The following is a 21,378-nucleotide window of genomic DNA, read 5'->3' as shown; positions in this document are numbered from 1 at the left end:
TGTTTGCCGCCGGCCTAAAGGCCCGCTAATGACCTCGGCATGAGAGAATTTCCCTGCCAATTATACTTGATCTCACCGCTTGAAGTCGGTGGCGATTTTCCCGCCCGGCTTGAGGCCGCCTTATCCGCTGGCCCCGTCGCGGCTTTCCAGTTTCGGGTCAAAGATGTAGATCAGCATGAGGCGGCGGCACTTGCGGAACCATTGCAGGCCATTTGCGCTGCGCATGACGTTGCGTTCATCGTCAATGACAGCGTTGCTTTGGCCAAGCGGTTAAAAGCCGACGGCGTGCATATGGGGCAGGGCGATGGCGACGTTCGTGAGGCACGGGAACTGCTAGGCCGCGACGCCCAGATTGGCGTTACCTGTCACAATAGCCGTCATCTCGCGATGGAGGCAGCGGAGGCTGGGGCCGATTATGTCGCATTTGGCGCTTTTTATCCCACAGCGACGAAGACGGTGGAGCATGTCGCTAATCTCGACACATTACAGAAATGGTCGTTTGTGACGGAAGTCCCCTGCGTTGCCATTGGTGGCATCACCTCAGACAATGCCAAGCCATTGATCGATGCAGGCGCGGATTTCATTGCGGTGAGCGGCGCGGTCTGGAACCATCCCCAAGGTCCCGCCGAAGCGGTCAAGGCGTTCAACGCATTGCTTGCCTAATGGCGTCGTCATCGTTAAGGGCCGCGTTTATCGGCACGTTTTTGCGTGCCTGCTCTTTCCATCTGTCAAGCGAGTATACTCATGAAAATCAACGCGGTTGAAATCAAGCCGGGTAACATATTGGAATATGAAGGCGGCCTGTGGCGCGTTGTAAAGACCGCGCATACCCAACCGGGTAAGGGCGGCGCATATATGCAGGTTGAGCTCAAAAATCTTCGCGATGGCCGCAAGAACAATATCCGTTTTCGTTCGGCGGAAAGCGTAGAAAAAGTACGCCTTGACCAGAAAGATTTTCAGTTTCTCTATGCCGAGGGCGATAATCTGGTGTTCATGGACAAGGAAACCTACGATCAGGTGACTTTGCCAAGCGACCTCCTCGGCGACGCCGCTGCTTTCCTTCAGGATGGCATGGACGTTGTCATGGAAATGTATGATGACGAAGCGCTCTCGGTTGCTTTGCCGGACCAGATTGAGGCTACGATTGTCGAAGCAGACGCAGTGGTAAAAGGCCAAACGGCGTCATCCAGCTATAAGCCTGCAATTCTCGACAATGGCGTCCGCGTTATGGTGCCGCCGTTCATCAGCGCAGGTACGCGGATCGTGGTCGATGTTTACGAACGGGAATATGTCCGGAAGGCTGATTAATGCCGGCATTAACCGGTCTTTTGACCATCATGGAAAAAGCAGCCCGTAAAGCGGGTGGCAAGCTTCGCCGCGACTTTGGCGAGATTGAACATCTGCAGGTTTCGCAAAAGGGGCCAGCTGACTTCGTATCGAAAGCGGACGAGCGCGCTGAAGATACGATTTTCCGTGAGCTCGAGATCGCACGTCCCGACTGGGGCTTCCTGATGGAAGAAGGCGGCGAGATTGCAGGCGCAGATGGTAAACCACGCTTCATCGTCGATCCGCTCGACGGAACGAGTAACTTCCTGCACGGTATCCCGCATTTTGCAATTTCGATTGCCGTGCAAGATCCCAAGCCCGACGGTTCAGGCTGGGGCGATATTTTCGCGGGCCTTGTGTACAACCCGATCACCGACGAAAGCTTCTGGGCCGAACGTGGCAAGGGGGCTTGGCTTGGCAACCGCCGTTTGCGGGTATCTGCGCGCCGTCAGTTGAACGAAGCGCTCATTGCGACCGGCACACCTTATAAGGGCCATGGCGATTTTGAAGAATGGACCAAGATTTTTGGGGCCATTGGACCTTCTGTTTCGGGCATTCGGCGGTTTGGCGCGGCGAGCCTTGATCTCGCTTGGTTGGCCGCTGGCCGCTATGATGGTTTCTGGGAAAGTGGCTTATCTCCTTGGGATACGGCGGCTGGATGCCTGCTTGTGCGCGAGGCGGGTGGCTTTGTAACTGACTATCGAGGACGCAGTCCGCACATCGCAGATGTTCAGGTTTTGGCGGCAAATGACATCCTCCACAGCAAGCTGCACAAGCTGTTGGTTGGCGCCATAAAATAATCGTCGAAAATGGCAGAAAAAATGACGAGTCTTGGCCTTGCAGGTCAGGACTCTTCTGCCTAAAAGCGCCGCAACTCACGGGGTTTCGGAAGCGAGTCTGATATGACTGATTTGTCGCAATATTTGCCCATACTGCTTTTCTTGGTGGTGGCGCTCGCATTGTCGTCGGCATTTGTGTTTTTGCCGATGGGTGTTTCACGACTGACTGGGACGCATAAGCCGACTGAGGCGAAGCTTGCCGAGTATGAGTGCGGCTTTCCCGCTTTTGAAGACTCGCGCAGCCAGTTTGACGTTCGCTTTTACCTCGTTGCGATTTTGTTTATCATTTTCGACCTTGAAGCGGCGTTTTTATTCCCATGGGCGGTCAGCCTGGGTGAAACAGGCTGGATTGGTTGGGGCACCATGATGCTGTTCCTGTTCGAATTGGTCATCGGATTTATTTATGCATGGAAAGTGGGAGCACTCGAATGGGAGTAATCACGCCATCACACTCTGACCTACAAGCGCCAGATGCTGCGTTCTTCAAAGATATCGAGAGCGAAGTAAACGACAAGGGTTTTGTCGTGTCTTCGGCAGAAGATCTGTTCAACTGGGCGCGAACCGGTTCTTTATGGCCCATGACCTTTGGCCTTGCATGTTGTGCGGTGGAAATGATCCACGGTTATATGCCGCGTTACGACTTTGAACGTTTTGGCATCGCGCCGCGCGCGTCACCACGTCAGTCCGACGTGATGATTGTTGCAGGTACGCTTTGTAACAAAATGGCACCTGCTTTACGCAAGGTGTACGACCAGATGTCGGAACCCAAATATGTCATATCCATGGGCAGTTGCGCCAATGGCGGTGGCTATTATCATTATAGCTATAGCGTTGTGCGCGGTTGCGACCGTGTGGTCCCTGTAGACATTTATGTACCCGGATGCCCGCCCACTGCCGAAGCGTTGCTATACGGTATCATGCAGTTGCAGCGCAAAATCCGCCGGACAGGGACCATCGAACGGTGACCCATTCTGCGCCCCTCATCAAAACGCCCGATGGCACGATAGAATCGATTTCAAAAGTGCTTGGTAAGCATATGGTTTCTATTGAAGAGGCCAATAATGAAGTTGCCGTGCACATTCACCGCGATGCGTTGTTAGAGTGTATGCTCCAACTGCGTGATGCATGCGAATATCAGCAGCTCATGGAAATTGCAGGCGTTGATTGGCCCGATCGCGATCCGCGTTTTGAGATTGTCTATTGCCTGCTGAGCCTCACCAAAAATCATCGTATTCGCGTGCATCTGACCACAAATGAAGATCATCCGGTGCCGTCGGTCACCAGCATCTGGCCAGTCGCCGGATGGTTGGAGCGCGAAGTGTTCGACATGTATGGCGTATTATTCTCCGGCAATGCCGATTTACGGCGCATACTGACCGATTACGGCTTTTCCGGACACCCGCAGCGCAAGGACTTCCCGCTGTCGGGCTATGTTGAGCTGCGCTATTCCGAAGAGGAAAAGCGCGTGAAATATGAACCTGTGCAATTGGCGCAGGATTTCCGCAATTTTGATTTTCTGAGCCCTTGGGAAGGCGCGGATTATGTCCTGCCGGGCGATGAGAAAACTGGCGAGGGTGTGCCGCAACAGGCAACGCCCAAAACGACCGATACAGCGACGCAGACTGGCGCCGGTAAGGCTGCGAACAAAGAAGCGGTCAAGCGCAGCGTGCGCAAGCCAAAGGCGACGGGTGACAAGGCATGAGTATTGCACTTCCCCCTTTCGTCATCCTGAAACAAGTTCAGCATGACGCCGTTTATTGTCGAAAGTTGGCGTTATGAGCATGCAGCAAGATCTAGCGCCGACCACTGGCGATGAAGTCATTCAGAATTACACGATCAACTTCGGGCCACAGCACCCTGCGGCGCACGGCGTTTTGCGTCTGGTGATGGAACTGGATGGTGAAATTGTCGAGCGGCTTGACCCGCATATCGGCCTTTTGCATCGCGGCACCGAGAAGCTGATCGAATATAAAACCTATTTGCAGGCTTTGCCGTATTTCGACCGGTTAGATTATGCGTCGCCGATGGCGATGGAGCATAGCTATGTGCTCGCGATCGAGAAACTGTTGGATTTGGAAGTGCCGCTGCGCGCGCAATATCTGCGCGTATTGTTCGCAGAACTGACGCGGATCAAGAACCACACGCTGAACATCGCGCACCACATTATCGATGTTGGCGCGATGACGCCGCCTTTGTGGCTCTATGAAATCCGCGAAGACATTATGGGCTTTTATGAACGGGCAAGCGGCGCGCGTATGCATGCCGCATGGTTCCGTCCCGGCGGCGTGCATCAGGATGTGCCGTTGAAGCTTTTGACCGACATTGCAGAATGGCTCGATGACCGCATGCCACGCTTGTTCGAGGACGCGATGTCGCTGGTGGTCGACAACCGTATTTTCAAACAACGCAATGTCGATATCGCGATTGTTTCAAAAGAAGACGCGATCAAATGGGGCTTTTCCGGCCCGATGATCCGTGGCGCGGGCATCCCCTGGGATATCCGTAAAAGCCAGCCTTATGACGTCTATGACCGGATGGATTTCGATATTCCCGTCGGCACGCGCGGCGATTGCTATGACCGGTTCATGGTCCGCGTCGAGGAGGTGCGCCAATCGGTCCGCATCATGAAGCAATGTTTGCAACAGATGCCCGAAGGCCAAGTATGCAGCGACGACCGCAAGATTGCCCCGCCCAAGCGCGCTGAAATGAAACAGTCGATGGAAGCATTGATCCATCACTTCAAATTGTACACCGAAGGCTTCAAAGTGCCCGCAGGCAGCGTCTATGTCGCCACAGAAAGCCCGAAGGGCGAATTCGGCGTGTATTTGGTCGCCGACGGAAGCAACAAGCCCTATCGCTGCAAAATCCGGCCAACGGCGTTTTCGCATTTGCAAGCGATGGATTTCATGACTCGTGGGCACATGTTGGCCGATACGACCGCAATCTTGGGCGCGCTCGACATCGTGTTTGGGGAATGTGACCGCTAATGTCTCGTGAACTTATGTTTTTGGCATCTGCGGCCTTCGGTTCGGTCGCGTTGGTTGCGGCCTATCTGTACTTATTTCATGCCGAGGTGTCGGCAAAGGAAGTGGGTTCGACCGCTGCTGCCATGATGTTTGGCGCATATATCGGGCGGATTTGGGGACGGAAAGAAGCACATGGCTGACCCGCATTGTCTTGAAATTGTAAAGGGCGCAGTTCAATCGCTGTCGCTTGGAGGTTTCCGGTCATGAGCGCGCGCTTGGCTATCGCACAGCAGATGATCGCGCATTATAATGCGCAAGATGCGGACGCATATGTGGCGTTGATGACCGATAATGCCGCCGAGGCGGGATATCGCGGGGTTGTTGTACGCGACGGGAAAGAGGGTGTTCGTGCGGGATTGAAAGCAATGTTCGCTGAATTTCCGGAAAATAGGGCCGAGATTTTGGCACATTATGCCTTGGGTGATTATGCGGTTTTGCACGAAAAAGTGTATCGTTCATCATCGTCCGAGCCCTTTGAAGTCATAGCGATTTATAGTTTTGAAGGCGGTAAAGTCAGTCGCGTGGAGTTTGTGCGATGACAAATCCTCCGCCCTCTTCATGCGTCACCCTGAATTTGTTTCAGGATCCATCGTGCAGCCAATCCGGCGCGTGCAGTGGGCAAACTGAATCGGAAAAATTGCGTTCGATTTCAAAAATTGAGCGTGCGGATCAATGGACCCTGAAACAAGTTCAGGGTGACGGAGTGTGTGGTGGCTGATTCAGTAGCAATCCCCGACGAAGCCGAAACCCGAGCGAAATGGAGTGCTTTCGCTTGGTCCAAAGCTAATGCGAAAACCGCCGATATGTATATCGGCCGCTACCCCGCCGGGCGTCAGCAATCGGCCGTGATGGCGCTGCTTGACTTGGCGCAGCGCCAGGTAGGCGAAGAAACGCAGACTCAAGGCTGGTTGCCAGTACCGGTGATCGAATATGTCGCTGGCTATCTCGGCATGCCTTATATGCGGACATATGAGGTCGCGACCTTCTACACGATGTATAATCTCGCGCCCGTGGGCCGTTATCATGTGCAGGTTTGCGGCACGACGCCCTGCATGTTGCGCGGGTCGGATGATATTTTGGCGGCGTGCAAGAGCCGTGGTCTGCTGAAAGGTGCGACGACACCTGATGGTATGTTTACGCTGACCGAAGTGGAGTGCATGGGCAATTGCGCGTCTGCACCAATGGTTCAGATCAACGACGATAATTACGAAGATCTCAATCACAGCAGCATGACCGCAATCCTCAAAGACTTGGCCGAGGGTAAGCAACCGAAGGTCGGCACACAATTGCCGGGCCGTCACACGGTGGAGCCTTATGGCGGTGCAACGACCCTGCATGCGATGGTGGACAAGAACCATGACTATCGGGGGGAGTATTGATGTGCTCTCCATCGCTCGTCGTGCTGAACTTGTTTCAGCACAACGCCCTGCCGCTCGTTATCCTGAAACAAGTTCAGGATGACGAAATGATGATTGAGGTATTGCCATAATGGAATTTCTCCCCCTCATCGGCATTGTTATCGCCGCGTTCGTCGCGTGGAAATTGCTCAAGGGCGTCGTTAAGTTGGCCGTTATTGGTTTGCTAGTCGCTGGGGCAGCTTGGTTTTTTCTTGGAGATTTGGGCTAATGCTCGCTGACAAAGACCGCATTTTTACCAATCTATACGGCTATCAGGATTTTGCCCTGAAAGCGGCGCAGAAACGTGGTGATTGGGACAGGACCGCTGCCCTGATGAAAGTCGGGCAGGATGCGATTATTGAGGAAGTGAAAGCTTCCGGCTTGCGTGGTCGCGGCGGCGCTGGCTTCCCGACGGGGATGAAGTGGAGCTTCATGCCCAAGGCGCCGACGCCTGAACGCCCGAATTTCCTTGTCATCAACGCCGATGAATCCGAGCCCGGTTCGTGCAAAGACCGTGAGATCATCCGTCATGACCCGCATAAGCTAATCGAAGGCGCGCTGATCGCTGGCTTCGCCATGCGCGCGCGTGCGGCCTATATCTATATTCGCGGCGAATATATTTTTGAAGCGCAAGTGCTCGAAAAGGCGGTGGCTGAGGCATATTCGGCAGGTTTGCTGGGCAAGAACGCCGCAAAGTCAGGCTATGACTTTGACGTCTTCGTCCATCGCGGCGCGGGCGCTTATATTTGCGGCGAAGAGACCGCGATGATCGAAAGCCTTGAGGGCAAAAAGGGCCAGCCGCGTCTGAAGCCGCCATTTCCGGCAGGCGCAGGGCTTTACGGTTGCCCAACGACCGTGAACAATGTCGAGAGCATCGCGGTCGTGCCAACGATCCTGCGGCGCGGCGCGGCGTGGTTCAAAAGCTTCGGTCGCGAGAATAACCATGGCACGAAACTGTTCCAAATCTCCGGCCATGTCGAAAAGCCATGCGTTGTCGAAGAAGAAATGGGCATCCCGTTCCGCGACCTGATTGAAAAGCATTGCGGCGGTGTGCGCGGCGGTTGGGACAATTTGCTCGCGGTTATTCCCGGCGGTTCGTCAGTACCATTGGTGCCTGCGGCGATGATGATGGACGTGCCGATGGATTTTGATGGCTGTAAGGCTGTTGGCTCCGGCCTTGGCACGGCGGCAGTTATCGTGATGGATAAGTCGACTGATATCGTGCGCGCGATTTCGCGATTGAGCTATTTCTACAAGCATGAAAGCTGCGGCCAATGCACACCTTGTCGCGAAGGCACCGGTTGGATGTGGCGCGTGATGGAAAAGATGCGCACGGGCGATGCCGAAATTGGCGACATTGATACGCTCTATGACGTGACTAAGCAGGTCGAAGGCCACACCATCTGCGCGCTCGGCGATGCAGCAGCGTGGCCAATCCAAGGCCTGATCAAGCATTTCCGACCAGAGATGGAGCGCCGGATTAACGACGCCAAAGGCGACAATATGCTGGAGGCGGCGGAATGAAGGCAATCTTAACGAGACCCGGTTCATTGGTCGCAATCTTGCTATCTGTTGGTTTGTTTTTGATCGGGAGCGCAGCACTTAAGTCCTACGAATCCATACCAATTATTGCGATAGTGCAGGTCGCTGTAGGCGTTGGTGCGATACTAGTCGCACTTCTAGTGCTTGCCCGACGTGCCATGGCACAGCGGCACGGGGATAGATTGTAATGCCTAAAGTCACCGTAGACGGTCTCGAACTCGAAGTTCCGCAGGGCGCAACCGTCTTGCAGGCGTGCGAAATGGCGGGGAAGGAAATTCCGCGTTTTTGCTATCATGAACGGCTGTCGATCGCGGGCAATTGCCGCATGTGCTTGGTGGAGGTTGCCCCCGGGCCACCAAAGCCGCAGGCGTCTTGCGCCTTGCCAGCTACCGAGGGGCAGATCATCCGCACCGATACGCCGATGGTCAAAAAGGCCCGTGAAGGCGTGATGGAGTTTTTGCTCATTAACCACCCGCTCGATTGCCCGATTTGCGACCAAGGCGGCGAATGTGATTTGCAGGACCAAAGCGTCGCTTATGGTCGCGGTGTCTCGCGCTTTGAGGAAAACAAGCGCGCGGTTACCGAAAAATATATGGGTCCGCTCGTCAAAACGGTGATGACGCGCTGCATTCAATGCACCCGCTGCGTCCGTTTTGCTGAAGAAGTGGCTGGCATCGAAGAAGTAGGCGCGATTGGTCGCGGCGAGAATATGCAAATCACGACCTATCTCGAGCACGCCATGCAAAGCGAGCTTTCGGGCAATGTTGTGGATCTTTGCCCTGTCGGTGCCTTGACCGCGAAGCCTTACGCTTTTGAGGCGCGTCCGTGGGAATTGAAAAAGACGCCAAGCATCGACGTCATGGACGCCGTGGGCACCAACATCCGTCTCGACAGCCGGGGCAGGGCCGTATTGCGCGCCTTGCCGCGTATCAATGATGATGTGAATGAAGAATGGGCGTCGGACAAGACACGGCATGCCGTTGATGGTCTGACGCATCGCCGTTTGGACAAGCCCTATATCCGCAAGGATGGGAAGCTGGTTGCGGCAGATTGGGCCGAGGCGTTTGACGCTATTAAAGCGCATTGGTCTGGCGAAGCCGCGGTTCTGGCGGGGGATCAGGTCGATTGCGAAACCATGTTCGCCGCGCGTGAACTGGCGGGGACATCGATGTTAGAAGGCCGCCAGACGGGATTGGCTTATGACACATCGTCGCTTTCGGCGGTGAATTTCAATACGACAATCGCTGGCATCGAAAATGCCGATGTGATCTTATTGGTCGGCAGCGATTTGCGGCGTGAGGCACCATTGGTGAACACGCGCATTCAAAAGGCGGTTCGCAAGCGCGGGGCAAAGGTGTTTGCCATCGGTCCCGTGACCGACCTGACGTATAAGGTTGAGTGGCTGGGCGATGATTTGAGCGCGCTGACCAAATTGCCTAAGGCTTTGTCTGATGTGCTGAAGACGGCTGAACGTCCGGCGATTATCGTCGGCGGTGGCGCGCTGCGTTATGATGGCGTCCACGGCGCGGCGTTGGCGTTGGCAAGCAAGTATAAAATGGTGCGTGATGGCTGGAACGGTTTCAACGTTCTGCACTTTGCCGCCGCGCGTATGGGCGGCCTGATGCTTGGCTACGCGCATGACGGCGGCATTAAAAAGTTGGCAGCGGCTCAGCCGAAGCTGGCGTTTTTCCTTGGCGCGGATGAGGTGGATTACAGCCTATTTACGGATAGCTTCAAAGTCTATGTCGGTCATCATGGCGACAAGGGTGCGCATCATGCCGACGTGATTTTGCCGGGTGCTGCTTATTCCGAAAAATCGGGTACATATGTAAACCTGGAAGGCCGCGTGCAACGCGGCGAGCGTGCGGTATTCCCGCCCGGCGATGCCCGTGAAGATTGGGCCATATTCCGTGCTTTGTCAGATGTTTTGGGCAAGCGCTTGCCGTTTGACAGCCTCGACGCCTTGCGCGCCGAAATGGCGAAGGCCGTGCCTGCCTTGGGCGTTGAAGCGCTGGCGGATTATGGTTGGTCGGAACCATCGCTACCTGCTGATGTGAGCGGCAAAATCGCTGATTATCCGATTAAGGATTTCTACCTGACCAACGCCATTTGCCGCGCGTCCGAAACGATGCAGAAATGCTCGGCGGAATTGGTGAATGGTACGCAATTTTTGGAGGCGGCGGAATGACGCTCAACTTCAGAACACACAACCACGTCGCTCCAGCGGTGGCTGGAGCCTATCTCGTCTTGCGGTTTAGACGGAGAGACGTGATGGACCCCAGCCTGCGCTGGGGCGACGGGAGAATGGTATCATGACATCCTTCTTCCAAAATCTCGGCATGAGTTATGAGGCCGCATGGTTCACCGCGACCATAGCCGGAATCCTCCTAATTGCGCTTCCGCTGATGCTCGCGGTGGCGATGATTATTTATGCCGAACGCAAATTATGGGCGGCTTTTGCGCTGCGCCGGGGACCCAATGTCGTCGGCCCATTTGGGGTGCTGCAAAGTTTCGCTGATGGCTTGAAGGTGTTCTTGCAAGAAACCATCATCCCAAGTGCGTCGAACCGCGGCCTGTTCCTGATCGCGCCGATCATCACCTTCACTGTCGCATTAATGGCATGGGCGGTTATCCCATTTGCCGATGGCGTCGTGCTGTCGAATATCAATGTTGGCTTGCTCTACATTCTGGCAATCAGCAGCTTGGGCGTTTACGGCGTGGTGATTGCCGGATGGGCATCCAACTCCAAATATCCATTCTATTCGGCGATGCGCGCCGCCGCGCAGATGATTTCTTATGAAGTCTCCATTGGCTTCATTTTGATCTGCGTCGTCCTTTGGGCGGGCACGTTCAATATCGGCGGTATTGTCGAGGGGCAGCGCAGTCATGTTTTCGGCTTCATCAACGCTTACGCCTTTAATCCTTTGCTATTCCCAATCGCGGTGATGTTCCTCATCAGCTCAATGGCAGAAACCGCGCGTGCGCCGTTCGATTTGACTGAGGCGGAGAGCGAGCTTGTTGCCGGGTATCAGACCGAATATTCGTCCATGGCCTTCGCTTTGTTCTGGTTGGGCGAATATGCCAACGTCTTGTTGATGTGCGCTTTGAACGCGATCCTATTCTGGGGCGGATATTTGCCACCCGTTGACTGGGCGCCGCTGTACGCCGTTCCAGGCATACTCTGGTTCTTTGCCAAAATCCTGCTGATGTTCTTCATCTTCGCATGGGTGAAGGCAACCGTGCCACGTTACCGTTACGACCAATTGATGCGTCTGGGCTGGAAAGTATTCCTGCCAATCTCGCTCTTCTGGGTATTTTTGGTGAGTGGCTATCTTATGTTCACAGGACATTTCGCATGACCATGATCACGCATCTTATCAAAAGCTTCACTCTGTGGGAATTCGTCAAGGCGCACATGCTGACCTTGAAATATTTCTTCAAGGCAAAGGCGACAATCAACTATCCGTTCGAAAAGAACCCGCTTTCCCCCCGTTTTCGCGGTGAACATGCGCTGCGGCGTTATCCCAATGGCGAAGAACGCTGCATCGCGTGTAAATTATGTGAGGCGGTGTGTCCTGCCTTGGCCATTACCATCGAGTCCGAACCACGCGAGGACGGTAGCCGCCGGACGACGCGCTATGACATCGACATGACCAAGTGCATTTATTGCGGGTTCTGCCAAGAGGCTTGCCCGGTCGACGCCATTGTCGAGGGTCCGAACCTCGAATTCGCAACAGAAACGCGTGAGGAATTGCTTTACGACAAGGCCAAGCTCCTCGACAACGGCGCAAAGTGGGAGCGGGCAATCGCCGCGAACCTTGCCGCCGATGCACCCTATCGTTAAGGGCGACCCATCGTGATCCAACTCGTCTCTTTCTATATCTTCGCGAGCATCGTCATCGCGTCCGCCGCGATGGTCATTTTTGCCCGCAATCCGGTGCACAGTGTGCTGTGGTTGATTGTTGCCTTCTTCAACGCGGCAGGCCTTATGGTGCTGATCGGTGCAGAGTTCATCGCAATGTTGCTGGTCATTGTCTATGTAGGTGCGGTCGCGGTCTTGTTCCTGTTCGTCGTCATGATGCTCGACATTGATTTTGCCGAATTGCGCGCGGGCTTCGTCAAAAACGTGCCGCTGGGTTTGTTGTTAGCAATTGTCTTGGTGGCGGAGCTTGTGCTTGGCATTGGCGCCTATCAAGCTGGTGCTGTGAAGCTTGGCACGCCCGAGGTCGGGGTCGCGACGGTATCGGCAACGGTGCCAAATATCGAGGCTATTGGCGCCTTGCTGTACAGCAAATATGTGTTCCTTTTCGAAACTGCAGGGTTGATCTTGTTGGTCGCGATGGTCGGCGCAATTGTTCTGACGCATCGCCGCAGCCACGGCACGCGCGGCCAGAATATCAGCAGCCAAGTCCAGCGCCGTCCGCAAGACGCGACGCGTAATGTTAATCAGCCCGTCGGGCAGGGGATTGAGCTGTGATTGGTATCGAACATTATCTCGTCGTCAGCAGCATATTGTTCGTTATGGGCGTGCTTGGCATTTTCCTGAATCGTAAGAATGTCATCATCATCCTGATGGCGATTGAGCTCATATTGCTTGCGGTCAACATCAATCTGGTGGCGTTCAGCGTGTTTTTGGGCGACCTGACAGGGCAAATTTTCGCCATGTTCGTGCTGACCGTTGCGGCGGGTGAGGCTGCGATTGGACTTGCGATATTGGTTATTTATTTCCGGGGCCGTGGAACCATAGCCGTTGATGATGTCAACCGGATGAAGGGATAACATCCAGTGACTGCAATCCATTTCATTGTTTTCCTGCCGCTTTTGGCTGCGCTTGTCGCAGGGCTAGGGCAGCGCTTCATTGGCGCATTGGCAGCAAAGACCATCACAACCGCTGGTTTGTTTATTGCCGCGTTTCTGAGCTGGCCGATCTTCATCGGTTTCCTGAACGGCAGCGAAACCGCTTATGTTCAACCCGTGATGAGTTGGGTGCAGTCGGGTGATCTAACCTTTGACTGGGAATTGCGCGTCGATGCGCTGACCGCCGTCATGCTTGTGGTGATCACCAGCGTATCGGCGCTCGTCCATCTTTATAGCTGGGGCTATATGGAGGAGGATCCAGATCAGCCGCGCTTCTTTGCCTATCTGTCGCTGTTCACCTTTGCGATGTTGATGTTGGTGACTGCCAACAATCTAGTGCAGATGTTCTTTGGATGGGAAGGCGTTGGCCTCGCGTCTTATTTGCTGATCGGCTTTTGGTACAAAAAACCCAGCGCAAATGCGGCGGCGATTAAGGCATTTGTCGTCAACCGCGTCGGCGACCTTGGCTTCATGCTCGGCATTTTTGGCATATTCTGGCTGTTCGGCACCGTTTCGATCCCCGAAATCCTCGCTGCGGCTCCCGATAAGGTCGGATCAAGCATTGGTTTCCTTGGCCTGCGCGTGGATACCATGAGCTTGCTGTGCATATTGCTGTTCATTGGCGCGATGGGTAAATCGGCGCAGCTTGGGCTGCACACATGGTTGCCGGACGCGATGGAAGGTCCAACGCCAGTTTCCGCGCTGATCCACGCAGCGACCATGGTGACCGCAGGGGTGTTCATGGTGTGCCGTCTGTCGCCCTTGTTTGAAACCAGCCAGTTCGCGCTCGATGTGGTCACGATAGTTGGCGCGACGACTGCAATCTTTGCCGCCACAGTTGGCCTGGTGCAGACCGATATCAAGCGTGTGATCGCGTATTCTACCTGCTCGCAGCTCGGCTATATGTTCTTTGCGGCAGGCACCGGCGCTTATGGTGCGGCCATGTTCCATCTGTTCACGCATGCATTTTTTAAGGCGTTGTTGTTCTTGGGCGCTGGTTCGGTGATCCATGCGATGCACCATGAACAGGATATGCGTTATTATGGCGGCTTGCGGAAACACATCCCGCTGACATTCTGGGCGATGATGGCGGGCACGTTGGCCATTACCGGCGTTGGTATTTTGGGTGTGGGCGGATTTGCGGGCTTTTATTCCAAGGATGCGATTATCGAGGCCGCGTTCGCGAGCGAGTCCACCTACCATATGTATGGCTTTGCCATCGGCGTGATCGCGGCTTTGCTGACGAGTTTCTACAGCTGGCGTTTGATGTTCCTAACCTTCTTTGGAAAGCCACGTTGGGACCAGTCTGAGCATATTCAGCACACGGTGCATGACCATCATGATCATGGCGACCATGACGCACATGCGCATGCCACGTCCAGTGACGGAACGGCGGGCTATCATCCGCATGAAAGCCCATGGTCGATGCTGATGCCTTTGGCGCTGCTGACCATAGGCGCAGTTTTTGCAGGTTTTGTTTTCCACAATGCGTTTATTGATGCGGACGCTGGACAAGCGTTTTGGGCAAACAGCACGCTCTATTTCAACGCGCATTTGATGCATGCCATGCACGAGGTACCCTTGTGGGTGAAATTGTCGTCGACGGTGGCTATGCTCATTGGTCTGACCACGGCCTATTTAATGTATCAGCGATCGGAAGATGCACCACAACGTTTGGCGGCGACCTTTGGTCCAATCTACCGTTTCTTCCTCAATAAATGGTATTTTGACGAACTGTATAATTTCGTTTTCATACGCCCCGCTTTTTGGTTCGGGCGTCTGTTCTGGAAGCAAGGCGACGTCGGGATCATTGACCGTTTTGGTCCTAATGGTTCGGCGGCTTTGGTGTCCTTCGGTAGCAAATTGGCTGTGCGAATGCAGTCGGGTTATCTTTATACATATGCGCTTGTGATGCTTCTTGGCTTAGTTATCGCCGTGAGCTGGATGATGGTGAGAGTGTAATGAACGCCCCGGATATCCCTGTACTTTCGATCATGCTGGCCATTCCGGTGGTCGCAGCGGCAATTTGCCTTTTTGTCCGTGCGGAGCTTGCGCGCATCATTGCGCTGTCCGCGACATTATTGAACCTGCTGCTTGGTGTCGTGCTCTGGATCAATTATGATCCAGCGGGCGCGCAGTGGCAGTTTACCGAAAGCGCGACCTTGTTTGGCCCCATTGGCTGGCGGCTTGGCATTGACGGCATTTCGCTGACTTTGATTATGCTGTCGGTATTCCTGATGCCCATTTGTATTGGTGCAAGCTGGGTATCCATTCAAAAGCGCATTGGCGAATATATGGCGGCGTTTCTGCTGATGGAAACGCTGATGATTGGCGTTTTTGCGGCGCAGGATTTGTTGCTATTCTACATCTTCTTTGAAGCTGGCCTGATCCCAATGTATCTCATCATCGGCATTTGGGGCGGACAGGACCGCATCTACGCGTCGTACAAATTCTTCCTCTACACCTTGCTTGGCTCCCTCGTGATGTTGATCGCGATGCTTTGGATGATCCAATTTGCGGGTACGGCGGATATTCCAACCTTGCTAAATACCGATTTCCCCGCAGAAGCCCAAAAATGGCTGTGGTTAGCATTTTTCGCGTCTTTTGCGGTAAAAATGCCCATGTGGCCAGTGCATACTTGGCTGCCCGATGCCCATGTTCAGGCACCCACCGCCGGTTCAGTCATATTGGCTGGCGTGCTGCTTAAAATGGGCGGTTACGGTTTTTTGCGGTTCTCGTTGCCGATGTTCCCAGAGGCCAGTGCTGACTTCATTCCATTGGTCTTTGGCCTGTCGATGGTTGCCGTGGTGTACACCTCGCTTGTTGCATTGGTGCAGCAGGATATGAAAAAGCTGATCGCATATTCCTCGGTGGCGCATATGGCGATTGTGACCGTCGGCCTGTTCACCTTTAACCAGCAAGGTATTGAAGGCGCGATCATCGTGATGTTGAGCCATGGGCTCGTTTCGGGCGCGCTCTTCTTATGCGTTGGCGTCATCTACGACCGGCTGCATACGCGCGAAATCAGCCGTTATGGCGGCCTCAGCGTCAATATGCCCAAATATGCTTTGTTGTTCATGCTGTTCACCATGGCAAGCGTAGGCTTGCCTGGCACCAGCGGGTTTATAGGTGAGTTTTTGAGCCTAGCTGGCGCGTATAAGGTTTCTACTTGGGCCACATTCATTGCGACCACGGGCATCATCCTTGGCGCTGGCTATATGTTGTATCTCTACCGCCGCATTGCATTCGGGCCGCAGGTTAATGCCGATGCCGCCGCAATGTCGGACGTCAATGGCCGTGAAATGTGGTTGCTTGCGCCGATTGCTGTCGTGGTTTTGTGGATGGGCGTATATCCTGAAACATTCCTAGCACCCATTCGCCGCGACGTGGCAACGATTGTCGCCCGCATTGAACGTGCTGCACCCGTAGGTGACAGCAAGCTGAAATTAGTCGACCCGACAACTGCGCGGTATCGAGTAGTGCATGGTCCGGAAAAAAACTTGGCTGAGGGGAGCCATTGATAATGGAACTGAACGCCTCTCTTTCTCTGGTTCGTCCGGAAGTCATCTTGAGCTTTTCTGCGCTTGGCCTGCTGCTTTTGGCTGCGTGGCGTGAACAGGCGGGCCGCCTGATTAGCATATTGGCGATAGTGGCGCTTGGTGCCGCTGCTGCGTTTGTCATCAGCTTTATGATGAATGGCACAAATTTATCCGCCTTTGATGGTCTTTTGGTCAATGATTCCTTCGGGAATTTTTCCAAGATACTGATCTTCATTGCGGCCGCGATCTCGTTGATGATTGCGCCCCGCTTCTTGGAAAATGCGGGGGCCATGCGGGCCGAATATCCGGTGCTGATCCTGTTGTCTTGTGTTGGCATGGGCGTGATGGTGTCGGCAACCGACCTGATTTCTCTCTATATCGGTCTAGAGTTGCAGAGCTTATCTGCTTATGTGCTCGCCAGCTTTGTGCGCTCGGACGGCCGTTCAGCCGAAGCAGGACTAAAATATTTTGTCCTTGGCGCACTCGCCAGCGGCATGCTCTTGTTCGGCGCGTCTTTGGTATATGGCTTTGCTGGATCGACAAGCTTTGCTGCTATCGGCGCGGCCATGGATGCGGAAGTCGGCCTCGGCTTGATTTTCGGCATTGTATTCATCCTCTCTGGCCTTGCCTTTAAGATAAGCGCCGCGCCGTTCCACATGTGGACGCCGGACGTGTATGAAGGCGCACCTACGCCCGTGACCGCCTTCTTCGCGAGCGCGCCAAAGGTTGCCGCCATCGCACTGACGATCCGCATCGTGCTTGAGGCATTTGGCTCGCAAATATTGGTGTGGCAGCAAATCATTATCGCCGTTGCGTTGATGTCGATCATCATCGGTGCAGTTGGCGCCATTGGTCAGCAAAATTTGAAGCGGCTGATGGCTTATAGCTCGATCAACAATGTCGGCTTCATCCTGATTGGGCTAGCCACGGGAACGGAGCAGGGCATTTCTGCGATGCTGGTCTATTTGGTGATCTATGTTGCCATGACCTTAGGCAGCTTTATCTGCCTAATGCAGTTGAAGGATAAGGATGGCGGCTATCGTGAAGAGTTTGCCGACATAGCCGGTCTATCCAAGACGCGTCCGCCCTTGGCTGCTGCGTTGGCCATTTTCATGTTCAGCCTTGCGGGCTTTCCGCCCTTATTCGGTTTTTGGGGTAAGCTTGTGGTGTTCAACGCCGCTGTGGCCGCTGGCCTGTTACCACTGGCGGTCATCGGCATAACCGCATCCGTCATTGGCGCATTTTATTATCTGAAGGTCGTCAAGGTCATGTATTTTGATGATGCTGCGGATGTGATTGTTGACAGCGATGATAAGGTTCTCGTCTGGACCGGTGGCCTATTGGCCGCTGCGAACTCACCTTTGGGCTATTTCGCCATACCTGCGCTTGGCCTGTGGACAGCTTATGCTGCGAGGGCGTTGTTCTGACGCCTATCTTTGAAGAAGTTGCGCTCACTGGGTCAACGAACGCGGACCTCTTAATCCGGGCGGCGCAAGGCGCACCCGAAGGGCTATGGCTTCGCGCAGATGCGCAAGATGGCGGGCGTGGGCGACTTGGCCGTGTTTGGGAAAGCCCAAAGGGTAACCTCTTTGCCAGTTGCATTGTGCGCTTGCGCGATACGGACCCTTTGCCGGCGAGCCTAGCTTTTGTAGCGGCCGTTGCAGTATATGACGTGGTCCGACAGTTGGCGCCGCAAGTTGATATCATCCTGAAATGGCCGAATGACATTCTGGCGCAAGATGGATCAAAGTTATGCGGCATATTGTTGGAGCGTGCGTCGGATGCAGTGGTCGTGGGCATTGGCCTTAACCTTGTCTGGCATCCGCAAAATCTGGACCGGAAGGTGTCTGACCTATTGACGCTTGGTGCAACACCGCCAGATGCGCAGACAGCATTGGAGATCGTGGCCGAGGCGTTTGCGCGCTATCTCAAAATCTGGCGGCAGTCGGGGCTGAACATTATCGTCCGGCATTGGGACGCGCACGCCCACCCACGCGGCACAGCCTTGTCGGCGAAATTACCTGATGGTGAGGAAGTGGATGGCCTTTATTCCGGCCTCAATGATGATGGTGCGTTGCGGCTTCGCTTGGCGGATGGATCAATTCGTGCCATTCACGCTGCCGATGTTTTTCTAATTTAGCAGGGGTGGGCTATGCTGCTCGCGATTGATACGGGTAACAGCAATGTGAAATTTGCATTGGTCGATGACGCTGGCGAAATATTGCAGCGATGGCGCATTGCGACCGATGCGCGGCGTACGGCGGATGAATATGCCGTATGGTTGGATCAATTAATCCAGATGGCCGGCTTTCGCCGCAATGATATTAAAGCGGTCATTATCGCCACGGTTGTGCCGCGTGCTCTGCACAATCTGCAGTTGCTCGCGACGCGCTATTTTGGATGTGAGGCCTTAGTTGCCGGACGCGGAGGCGTTGGTTGGGGTATCCCCTTGCGCGTAAAGGAACCGCACGCCGTTGGCGCTGATCGCGCCGTAAACGCGATTGCGGCGCAGTCTTTGGCCGACGGGCACAAGGTCGTCATCAGCTTTGGCACAGCAACGACCTTTGATTATATTGGGCCAGATGGTTCCTATCGCGGGGGTAGCATCGCGCCGGGCGTTAACCTGTCACTCGATGCGCTCTATGCCGCTGCAGCCATGTTGCCGCGAATTGCAATCGAACCGCCGCCAAATGAAAGCGTTATTGGCACAACGACTGTTGGACAAATGCAGATTGGCATCTATTGGGGCTATGTGGCGATGATCGAAGGGATACTCGCACGGATGAAAGCTGAAATTGGTGAACCCGTATCGGTCATTGCAACCGGTGGTTTGGCCATATTGTTTCAGCAACATGGACATTTATTTGACCGGGTAGAGCCCGATTTGACGCTGCGGGGGCTGGCGCTTTTATACAGGAATAGAGACATTAACTCATGACGACCCCAAAAAATGAACTGCTTTTTCTTGCCCTTGGCGGGTCCAACGAAATTGGAATGAACGTCAATTTATACGGTTGTCAGGGCAAATGGGTGATGGTCGACTTGGGCCTTACATTTGCGAATTCGGAATATCCCGGCATTGACCTTGTCCTGCCTGATCTGGAATTTATTGAAAAGCGCAAGGGCGACCTTCTAGGTATCGTCCTAACGCACGGCCATGAAGACCATATCGGCGCAGTTGCTTATTTTGCCGCCGACTTGGGCGTGCCACTTTATGCCACACCCTTCACGGCAACGCTCATCCGCGGCAAGCTGGAGGAAGAAGGCATTGCCGACATTGTGGAACTCAACGTGATCCCGATGGAAGGCGCGTTTTCCTTGGGGCCGTTCGACTTTGAATTGGTCACCTTGGCCCACTCGATCCTCGAAATGAGCGCTTGCTTGATCAGCACGCCTTATGGGAAAATTTTTCATACAGGGGACTGGAAACTGGACCCGCGCCCGGTATTGGGCACGCCGTCGACCCAAGAAGCGTTGACCGCCATTGGCGATAGCAAAGTGTTGGCGATGGTCTGCGATTCCACCAACGTATTCAATCCAGAAACCAGCGGCAGTGAAGGCAGCGTGAAGGATGATTTGCTCAAGTCCGTCAAGGCCGCCAAGGGCAGGGTCGTTGTCACAACCTTCGCCTCTAATGCCGCGCGGTTGCAGACCCTAAGCGAAGTCGCGCGCGAGAGTGGTCGCACCTTATGTTTCGCAGGGCGCTCGCTCCACCGGATTATTGAAGCCGCACAGGCCAATGGCTATCTGAAAGATATGCCAAAGACGGTGGATATGGAGAGCGTCGATAGCCTCCCACGTAAGGATGTTATCGTGGTCGCCACTGGCGGGCAGGGCGAAGCGCGCGCCGCTTTGGCGCGCATATCCGAGGGCAATCATCCCGTGAAGCTGGAAGCAGGCGACACGGTTATTTTCTCGTCGAAGCAGATACCGGGTAATGAAATCGCCATTGGCGTTATCATGAATAAGCTTGCCGAACGTAACATCCTGACGGTTACCGAAAAGCAGGCGCATGTCCATGTGTCCGGTCACCCGGGGCAGCCGGAACTTGCCGCGCTTTATGATTGGATTCGGCCAGAAGTCCTTATTCCCGTCCATGGCGAGCGCCGGCATATGGCCGAACAGGCACGGTTTGCGCGGGCGCACGGCGTACCAAAGGCCGTGGTTCAGTCCAATGGCGACGTTGTGCGCCTTGCGCCGGGCGAACCTAAAATCATCGGCAAGGAACGCACTGGCCGCTTGATCCTTGATGGGGACACGATCATCGCCGCTGATGGCGCGACATTGAATGAACGTCGCCGCCTGTCATGGTATGGCTTGATTTCGGTCGCCTTCGCGCTGGATGCTAAAGACCGGATGCTGGGGAACCCTGAAATTCGATTGCATGGTGTGCCGATTGAGGAAGATCTGGACGATTTTCTGGAAGAAGCCACTGCCGCTGCTGTTAAGGCGGTGAAGGACCATCGGGGTGACTATGACAAGTTGCGCGAAACTGTGCGTTTGGCTGTGCGCCGTGTCGCGGTAAGCTGGACGGGTAAGAAACCGATCGTGGATGTTTTGATAGTGGAGACCGCATGACCTGGACCTCGATTGTTGCCATTTATCTTCTCTTTTGGGTGATGTCGGCGTTTGTCATTTTGCCCATCGGTGTCCGTACGCATGACGAACTAGGCCTGCCAAAAACCCCCGGCCAAGCAGATAGTGCGCCTGGGAATTTTCAGCCTCGGAAGATATTGCTGAGAACGACAATGCTTTCGGCTACTTTGTTTGCGTTATATTACGCCAATTACAGCTATGACTGGATAAATCGCGACAGTTTCGACGGATTGTTTAACCCGCCCGTTTAAAGCTT

The 21,378-nt window shown here is 54.5% G+C and carries 24 protein-coding genes; all 24 read left to right on the top strand.

The features are described from left to right. Positions 1-39: 39 nt before the first annotated feature. The 24 genes from thiE (at position 40) to Q0O07_RS04905 (ending at position 21,373) form a co-directional block, all read left to right on the top strand. The gene (thiE, locus tag Q0O07_RS05020) at positions 40-663 is read left to right on the top strand and encodes a thiamine phosphate synthase (RefSeq protein ID WP_295491161.1); all 624 of its coding nucleotides are present in this window, start codon (positions 40-42) and stop codon (positions 661-663) included. A gap of 81 nt (positions 664-744) precedes the next feature. Continuing rightward, positions 745-1,308, top strand: coding sequence for an elongation factor P (efp, locus tag Q0O07_RS05015; protein ID WP_295491160.1), 564 nt, complete (start codon positions 745-747; stop codon positions 1,306-1,308). Continuing rightward, a complete protein-coding gene (locus tag Q0O07_RS05010; protein WP_295491157.1) occupies positions 1,308-2,126 on the top strand; it encodes an inositol monophosphatase family protein in 819 nt (272 codons plus the stop codon). The genes efp and Q0O07_RS05010 overlap by 1 nt, the downstream gene beginning before the upstream one ends. 102 nt (positions 2,127-2,228) lie before the next feature. After that, positions 2,229-2,603, top strand: coding sequence for an NADH-quinone oxidoreductase subunit A (gene ndhC / locus Q0O07_RS05005; RefSeq protein WP_295491154.1), 375 nt, complete (start codon positions 2,229-2,231; stop codon positions 2,601-2,603). Next, positions 2,594-3,130, top strand: coding sequence for an NADH-quinone oxidoreductase subunit B family protein (locus Q0O07_RS05000; protein ID WP_295491151.1), 537 nt, complete (start codon positions 2,594-2,596; stop codon positions 3,128-3,130). The genes ndhC and Q0O07_RS05000 overlap by 10 nt, the downstream gene beginning before the upstream one ends. Beyond that, a complete protein-coding gene (locus Q0O07_RS04995) occupies positions 3,127-3,867 on the top strand; it encodes an NADH-quinone oxidoreductase subunit C (protein ID WP_295491149.1) in 741 nt (246 codons plus the stop codon). Before Q0O07_RS05000 ends, Q0O07_RS04995 begins: the two co-directional genes overlap by 4 nt. A gap of 73 nt (positions 3,868-3,940) precedes the next feature. Then, positions 3,941-5,152 carry an NADH-quinone oxidoreductase subunit D gene (locus Q0O07_RS04990; RefSeq protein WP_295491146.1) on the top strand — a complete coding sequence of 404 codons (1,212 nt, stop codon included), beginning with the start codon at positions 3,941-3,943 and terminating at the stop codon, positions 5,150-5,152. Beyond that, positions 5,152-5,331 carry a hypothetical protein gene (locus Q0O07_RS04985; protein WP_295491143.1) on the top strand — a complete coding sequence of 60 codons (180 nt, stop codon included), beginning with the start codon at positions 5,152-5,154 and terminating at the stop codon, positions 5,329-5,331. The genes Q0O07_RS04990 and Q0O07_RS04985 overlap by 1 nt, the downstream gene beginning before the upstream one ends. Before the next feature lie 63 nt (positions 5,332-5,394). After that, positions 5,395-5,730 carry a nuclear transport factor 2 family protein gene (locus tag Q0O07_RS04980; protein WP_295491140.1) on the top strand — a complete coding sequence of 112 codons (336 nt, stop codon included), beginning with the start codon at positions 5,395-5,397 and terminating at the stop codon, positions 5,728-5,730. Positions 5,731-5,901: 171 nt separating this feature from the next. Next, positions 5,902-6,570: an NAD(P)H-dependent oxidoreductase subunit E gene (locus Q0O07_RS04975; protein ID WP_295491138.1), complete on the top strand. Its 669-nt coding sequence runs from the start codon at positions 5,902-5,904 to the stop codon at positions 6,568-6,570. A gap of 109 nt (positions 6,571-6,679) precedes the next feature. Further along, on the top strand, positions 6,680-6,817 hold the full coding sequence (locus Q0O07_RS04970) for a hypothetical protein (RefSeq protein WP_295491135.1): 138 nt from the start codon (positions 6,680-6,682) through the stop codon (positions 6,815-6,817). Beyond that, positions 6,817-8,112 carry an NADH-quinone oxidoreductase subunit NuoF gene (nuoF, locus tag Q0O07_RS04965; RefSeq protein WP_295491133.1) on the top strand — a complete coding sequence of 432 codons (1,296 nt, stop codon included), beginning with the start codon at positions 6,817-6,819 and terminating at the stop codon, positions 8,110-8,112. Before Q0O07_RS04970 ends, nuoF begins: the two co-directional genes overlap by 1 nt. A gap of 205 nt (positions 8,113-8,317) precedes the next feature. Further along, positions 8,318-10,318, top strand: coding sequence for an NADH-quinone oxidoreductase subunit NuoG (gene nuoG, locus Q0O07_RS04960; RefSeq protein ID WP_295491130.1), 2,001 nt, complete (start codon positions 8,318-8,320; stop codon positions 10,316-10,318). A gap of 124 nt (positions 10,319-10,442) precedes the next feature. After that, positions 10,443-11,489 carry an NADH-quinone oxidoreductase subunit NuoH gene (gene nuoH / locus Q0O07_RS04955; RefSeq protein ID WP_295491127.1) on the top strand — a complete coding sequence of 349 codons (1,047 nt, stop codon included), beginning with the start codon at positions 10,443-10,445 and terminating at the stop codon, positions 11,487-11,489. Further along, positions 11,486-11,974, top strand: coding sequence for an NADH-quinone oxidoreductase subunit NuoI (gene nuoI, locus Q0O07_RS04950; protein WP_295491124.1), 489 nt, complete (start codon positions 11,486-11,488; stop codon positions 11,972-11,974). Before nuoH ends, nuoI begins: the two co-directional genes overlap by 4 nt. A 12-nt stretch (positions 11,975-11,986) precedes the next feature. Next, positions 11,987-12,607 (top strand): NADH-quinone oxidoreductase subunit J, encoded by a 621-nt coding sequence (locus Q0O07_RS04945; protein ID WP_295491121.1) that lies wholly within the window; start codon positions 11,987-11,989, stop codon positions 12,605-12,607. After that, a complete protein-coding gene (gene nuoK, locus Q0O07_RS04940; RefSeq protein WP_125230259.1) occupies positions 12,604-12,909 on the top strand; it encodes an NADH-quinone oxidoreductase subunit NuoK in 306 nt (101 codons plus the stop codon). Before Q0O07_RS04945 ends, nuoK begins: the two co-directional genes overlap by 4 nt. A 6-nt stretch (positions 12,910-12,915) precedes the next feature. Then, positions 12,916-14,949: an NADH-quinone oxidoreductase subunit L gene (gene nuoL / locus Q0O07_RS04935; protein WP_295491113.1), complete on the top strand. Its 2,034-nt coding sequence runs from the start codon at positions 12,916-12,918 to the stop codon at positions 14,947-14,949. Then, positions 14,949-16,508 (top strand): NADH-quinone oxidoreductase subunit M, encoded by a 1,560-nt coding sequence (locus tag Q0O07_RS04930; RefSeq protein WP_295491109.1) that lies wholly within the window; start codon positions 14,949-14,951, stop codon positions 16,506-16,508. Before nuoL ends, Q0O07_RS04930 begins: the two co-directional genes overlap by 1 nt. A gap of 2 nt (positions 16,509-16,510) precedes the next feature. Continuing rightward, positions 16,511-17,953, top strand: coding sequence for an NADH-quinone oxidoreductase subunit NuoN (nuoN, locus tag Q0O07_RS04925; protein WP_295491106.1), 1,443 nt, complete (start codon positions 16,511-16,513; stop codon positions 17,951-17,953). Next, entirely contained in the window at positions 17,920-18,666 is a 747-nt protein-coding gene (locus Q0O07_RS04920; protein WP_367271045.1) for a biotin--[acetyl-CoA-carboxylase] ligase, read from the top strand. Before nuoN ends, Q0O07_RS04920 begins: the two co-directional genes overlap by 34 nt. Before the next feature lie 12 nt (positions 18,667-18,678). Then, positions 18,679-19,464, top strand: a complete 786-nt coding sequence (locus tag Q0O07_RS04915) for a type III pantothenate kinase (RefSeq protein ID WP_295491103.1) — start codon at positions 18,679-18,681, stop codon at positions 19,462-19,464. After that, positions 19,461-21,104, top strand: coding sequence for a ribonuclease J (locus Q0O07_RS04910; RefSeq protein ID WP_295491100.1), 1,644 nt, complete (start codon positions 19,461-19,463; stop codon positions 21,102-21,104). The genes Q0O07_RS04915 and Q0O07_RS04910 overlap by 4 nt, the downstream gene beginning before the upstream one ends. Further along, the gene (locus tag Q0O07_RS04905) at positions 21,101-21,373 is read left to right on the top strand and encodes a DUF1467 family protein (protein WP_295491097.1); all 273 of its coding nucleotides are present in this window, start codon (positions 21,101-21,103) and stop codon (positions 21,371-21,373) included. The genes Q0O07_RS04910 and Q0O07_RS04905 overlap by 4 nt, the downstream gene beginning before the upstream one ends. Positions 21,374-21,378 lie beyond the last annotated feature (5 nt).

Origin of the sequence: Sphingorhabdus sp. EL138, assembly GCF_945890115.1 — a bacterium.
Taxonomy (GTDB): domain Bacteria; phylum Pseudomonadota; class Alphaproteobacteria; order Sphingomonadales; family Sphingomonadaceae; genus Sphingorhabdus_B.
Note: the sequence above shows the minus strand (reverse complement) of the source record. Positions and strands in the feature narration are given on the sequence as shown.